Genomic DNA, 4700 nt, shown 5'->3' on the forward strand with positions numbered 1-4700 from the left:
CATCTGCCGCCCGTTCACGACCGCCCTGCGGTCGAACTGGAGCGTGCGCGGCTCGGTGTACTTCAGCGTCTTGAGCGTGCCGGCGACGCCGTTGGTGAAGAAATCAGTTCCTTCCATCAGGCTGCTGAGCCGAACCGGGGTCCCTCCGCGGTTTCGGAGGAACCCCGTGAGGCATGGCGGAATTCTACCTATCTGAGGTCCGAGGCGGGCGGTGTGCGCCCCTTGGCAGCCTATCGGCCTGGATTCGCGACTTTCCTGCCGGGGTGGCAGTCTAAGTCGCGCTCGATAGAGAATAGACCTCGCCGGGATCCGGGGAATCGACAGGATTCGCCAAGAGTAGTTTGCCGGAAGGATCCCCGTAGTAGTAGTTGAGGCCGGAACTCCCCAACTTTGAGGATCCGCACTGCCCTTGCTTGAACGTCAGGGAAACCCATTTGCTCCCCCCTGCGGGTACAGTGTCCACTCCCCAGGAAAACGTGCAAAATTCTTCGGTTTCGGATTCCTTCACCAGGGAGTTTAGCTGTAGTTGTGCCCCTGGGGAAATGGTACCCGTCCCATCCTTCTTGAAGTCGATCCAATCCCCTCCGGGATTTTTCCACAGACCGACGATCTGGCTTTCCTTGGGAACGGGGAGCTCTTCTTCACTTCCGCATCCGGACGCACCCGTCATGAGGGCAGCGAAGAGGGCAACGGCGAGTAGGTCCCGTCGGCTTCGCTTAATTCGGTACATACACTTCCTCGATCCAGGAGATCTTCACTTCTATGTCTCTCTGGCCGTCAGGCCAGATCCGTTTGACGGCGTCCGAACCCGCCTTCATGACAGGGTTGCTGCTTCCGTTCTTGTACCCGTCGTCCGAAAGGCTGCGCGTGGCCGACGCTACCGTCATGCGGTTGGACACCTCCACCTGCACTTGGCCGACAAGAGCTCCCTTGTCCCACTCTGAATCCGTCTGAGCCGGTCGGCAGGACACCCCGAGCAGTTCGTAGTCAAGGTTGTAGGAGCCGAGCGCAAGGCTTGCGGGGCTGGCCCCGTAGATTCCCGCAGTGAAGAACCCAGTCAAGTCAGCAATTCCTTCCCATGCTTTTTCGAAATCGCTGCGCTTGGCGTGAGACTTATCGAACGACTCCTTGTTCGTGCGATACACTCCGTCCTTGATCAGGCCCTGTATCATTCTGGTGAATGATCTGAAATGGTCCTCCGTGCGTAGCTGCCTGACGAATTCGCCGTCCGGAGGAAGGGTGATCTCCGTCGGTCCGCCCATCGCCCAGACCGCGACCAGTTCCTCGGCAGAGAGGTCTGTGGTCTCGGTACCGTCGGGCCCCTTCTTGCCGTCTTTCTGATCCGGCGCAGGGTTCGGCCCCTTCTTGAAGACAGCGACGTTGACCGAGGTCGTCTTTCCGCCGAGGGTCTGCACCGTCGCGCTGATGTAAGTGCTTGACGTGCCGGGGACCTTGGTCACATAGGTCTTGGTGGAGTGGTAAACCCACGTCCCGTTGGGGCCCATCGTCATGTGGTCCCGGTAAGTACCGCCCTTGCCGTCGCTGCATCCCTGCTCGCAGCCCGTGATCGGCCGTAGGCCGGTGGGGTCGGACTTGGTGACGGGGGTGTTGTTGGCGTAGGCGTAGCCGTTGAGGGACTCGTGGTCCTCAGGGGCTAGGACGGGGTCGACGGAGAGGAAGCGTCCGGTGGCCGGGTCGTACTCGCGGGCGCCGATGTGGGTGAGTCCGGTGTCGGCGTCGGCGGGTTTGCCGAGGAAGCCCTTATCGTCGGGCCAGGCCGACGGTGTCGCGCCGCGAGTTTCGCCGAAGGGCTTGGTGTAGCGGCGAGTGACGGCCTGGGTGGTGGCGTCCACCGTCATCGAGGCGGTGCCGTGGTGGTCGTCGACCATCCAGGACAGGCCGGACTCGGTGCGGACGGCGGTGGCGTCGCCGGCCGGGTAGTAGCGCTGGGCGGTGAACTTGTTGGCGGCCGTGTCGTAGTGGAGTTCCTGGCCGGCCAGGTAGAGGACGGTCTTGACGGGGCCGCGGCGGATCAGCAGGTCGCCGTTCGCGTCGTAGAGGTAGTCGGTGGTCTTGGTGCCTTCGGTGAGGCGGGTGAGTTCTCCTTCGATGTCCCAGGTGAGGCTCTGCGCGGTTCCGGCGGGGCTGTAGCGCTTGGTGGTGTTGCCCTGCTCGTCGTAGGTGTAGGTCTGGGCGGTGCCGCCGTCCACGGCGACGGAGGTCAGGGTGTGGGGCTGGCCGGTGCCGGAGGCATTGACCGCGGGGTAGCCGTAGTCGGTCTGGGTGTCACCGGTGGCCTTGTGCTCGGTCTGGGTGTCGCGCAGGCCGCCGGGCTTGTAGGTCCAGCTGGTCCAGTACGGGGCCGGGCCGCCGAGGGCGGACGCCGAGCGGACGGTGACGCAGTCGTTGGAAGACGGGGTCCAGGCTTCGGTCAGACGGCGGTAGCCGTCGTAGGTGAAGCACTGGGTGTCCTTGCTACCTGCCTTGTCGGTGATCGACATGACGTTGCCGGTGGTGTCGTAGGCGTAGTCGACGTCGCTGGTGTAGCCGGTGTTGGTCTGGTCGACGGTGTGGGTGTTGGCCAGTCGGCGGGTGCCGTCCTCGTAGCGGTTGAGGATCTGGAGCTGCTTGGCGCCGGTGGAGGTGCCCAGGCGGGTTTCTTCGATCTCGCCGTACGGGGAGTAGCCGATGTTCTGGACGTAGTCGGTCATACCGTCGGTGCCGGTGAGCATGCCGAGGTCGTTGTAGCTGTTGGCCACGGTCTCGGCGGGCAGGCCCGCCACCGCGGGCATCGAGGTGGACTGGACCGTGCCGTCCCTGTTGTGGACGGTGGAGGTGGTGAAGGTCTGCGGCGCGCCGGCGACGACCAGCGGGTCGGTGGCGGCGAGGACGGTCTTGGTGCCCTTGGCGCGGCCGAGCGCGTCGTAGCCGGTGACGACCTGGGAGTAGATCTTGCCGGTGGTGCCGCCGACATAGCGGATTGCAGCGGTCGGCTGTCCCTTGGCCAGGGAGTCGTAGGTGAGTTTCGTCAGTTGGTGGGCGTTGTCCTTCGTTCCGTCCCAGGTGCCGGTACTGCGGTCGAGCTCGTCGTAGTCGGTGATCAGGGTGCGGGAGACGCCGTCGAGGGTCGTCGTGGTGGTCACCGGCTGGTCGACGTCGTTGTAGGTGGTGGTGACGCTGCCCTTGTCGGGGTCGGTGGAGGTGGTCTTGCGGCCGCGCAGGTCGTAGCCGTACGTCCACACCGCCCCGTCCGGGCCGGTGATCTTCTTGAGCTGGCCGCCGGGGGTGTACTCGTACAGTGTGCTGGTGTAGTCGCTGCCCGTCGGGACAGGGCCGCCGTACTCACGGCGTTCGGTCATCCGGCCGCGGGCATCGGCGATCGTCAGGGTGCCGGTGCCGCCCTCTGCTGCCGTGACGGCCGTGCGGTCGCCCTGCTCGTCGGTCTTGGTGCGCCACTTCTCCTGGTCGTAGACCCGGAAGATCGATTCGGTGGGGCGTCCCGCGGCGTCGAAGACCGTCTCGGTGGAGGCGGGGACGGAACCGGGGAAGGTGTTGGCCAGGGTGCCCGAGGGGGCGTTGGCGTCGTGGATCTGGCTGTTGGTGATGTAGGCCAGGCCGCGGTCGTCGTAGAGGGTCTCGGAGATCACCCGGCCGCCGTTCGGCGCGGGGACCTGCTTCTGGCGGGACCGCAGCAGGCCGTCGAGGATCTCGTAGGAGCTGTTGTAGGTCTTCCCGTCGGCCTTGAGGGCGTCGGTGCGGACCCAGGTCTCCTTGTCGTTGTTGACGCTGTAGGCATAGACGATGCTGGCGGCGTCGCCGAGCGCGCGGGAGCGGTCCGGCTTCCAGACCGACCGCAGGCGGCCGAGCGCGTCGAAGGACCACTCGGTGACGTTGCCGTTACCAGTCCGTGGTCGGAGTCGCCCCGGACTGGGACCACTTGGCCGGGAAGCAGCGGCGGGTGTTCTTGTCGACGTCCGCCGGCATGCTCGAGCCCCAGACGCAGTCGGGGTCGGAGTAGTTGGCGGTGAGGGTGGAGCCGGTCTCGGACTTGATGGTGCGCACCCGCCACTTGATGTAGCGCAGGGTGTCCGGGCCGCTGCCCTCGACGTGGTTGGGCAGTTGGACGCCGCCGAAGACGACCGGCGGCATGGCGGCCGCGGTGGTGTTGGCCTTGCCGGTGTTCTGGATGGACTTCAGCCACAGGCTCGCCGAGGAGGCGTCGCCGGTGTCGGGGAAGTCCTGGTCCAGATGCCAGGTGTCCACGTCCCGGCGGGTGGTGCCGGTGCCGGTCCACACCGAGGTGGTGACGTCGGTGAGGCGTTTGCGGGTGAAGAAGGACGGGCCGATCTGGGTGGTGCACTTGGCGCTTGCCGCGCAGATCATGTCGAAGGGCACGTCGGGCCAGTTGGCCTTGGTGTCCTTGGTCAGGCTGGAGCAGCCGCCCGAGACGACGCAGCGCTCGGCGTAGCTGAAGCCGACCTGCTGGGCGGCGGGCTTGGTGTGGATCAGGTCGCTGCGCAGACCGTAGTCGATGCGGTTGAGATAGCCGCTTCACCGCCCAGGCCCAGTCCCTCCGCCTTCCGGTGTCTGGCTACGCCTGGCGAGCATGCGGGGGAGGGGCCGCCGGCCTGACGCCCGGCGACCCCTGCCCGCGAAACGGCTGTGCTCAGTGCCCGTTCCGTGCCCGTTCAGTGCCCGTC

At 65.9% G+C, this 4700-nt stretch carries 1 pseudogene; it reads right to left on the reverse strand.

What is annotated here, in order from left to right:
* Nucleotides 1-716: 716 nt before the first annotated feature.
* Nucleotides 717-4398, reverse strand: a pseudogene (locus BMZ82_RS38895) (RHS repeat domain-containing protein); the annotation flags it as partial.
* Nucleotides 4399-4700 lie beyond the last annotated feature (302 nt).

Source organism: Streptomyces sp. yr375 (assembly GCF_900110755.1).
Taxonomy (GTDB): domain Bacteria; phylum Actinomycetota; class Actinomycetes; order Streptomycetales; family Streptomycetaceae; genus Streptomyces.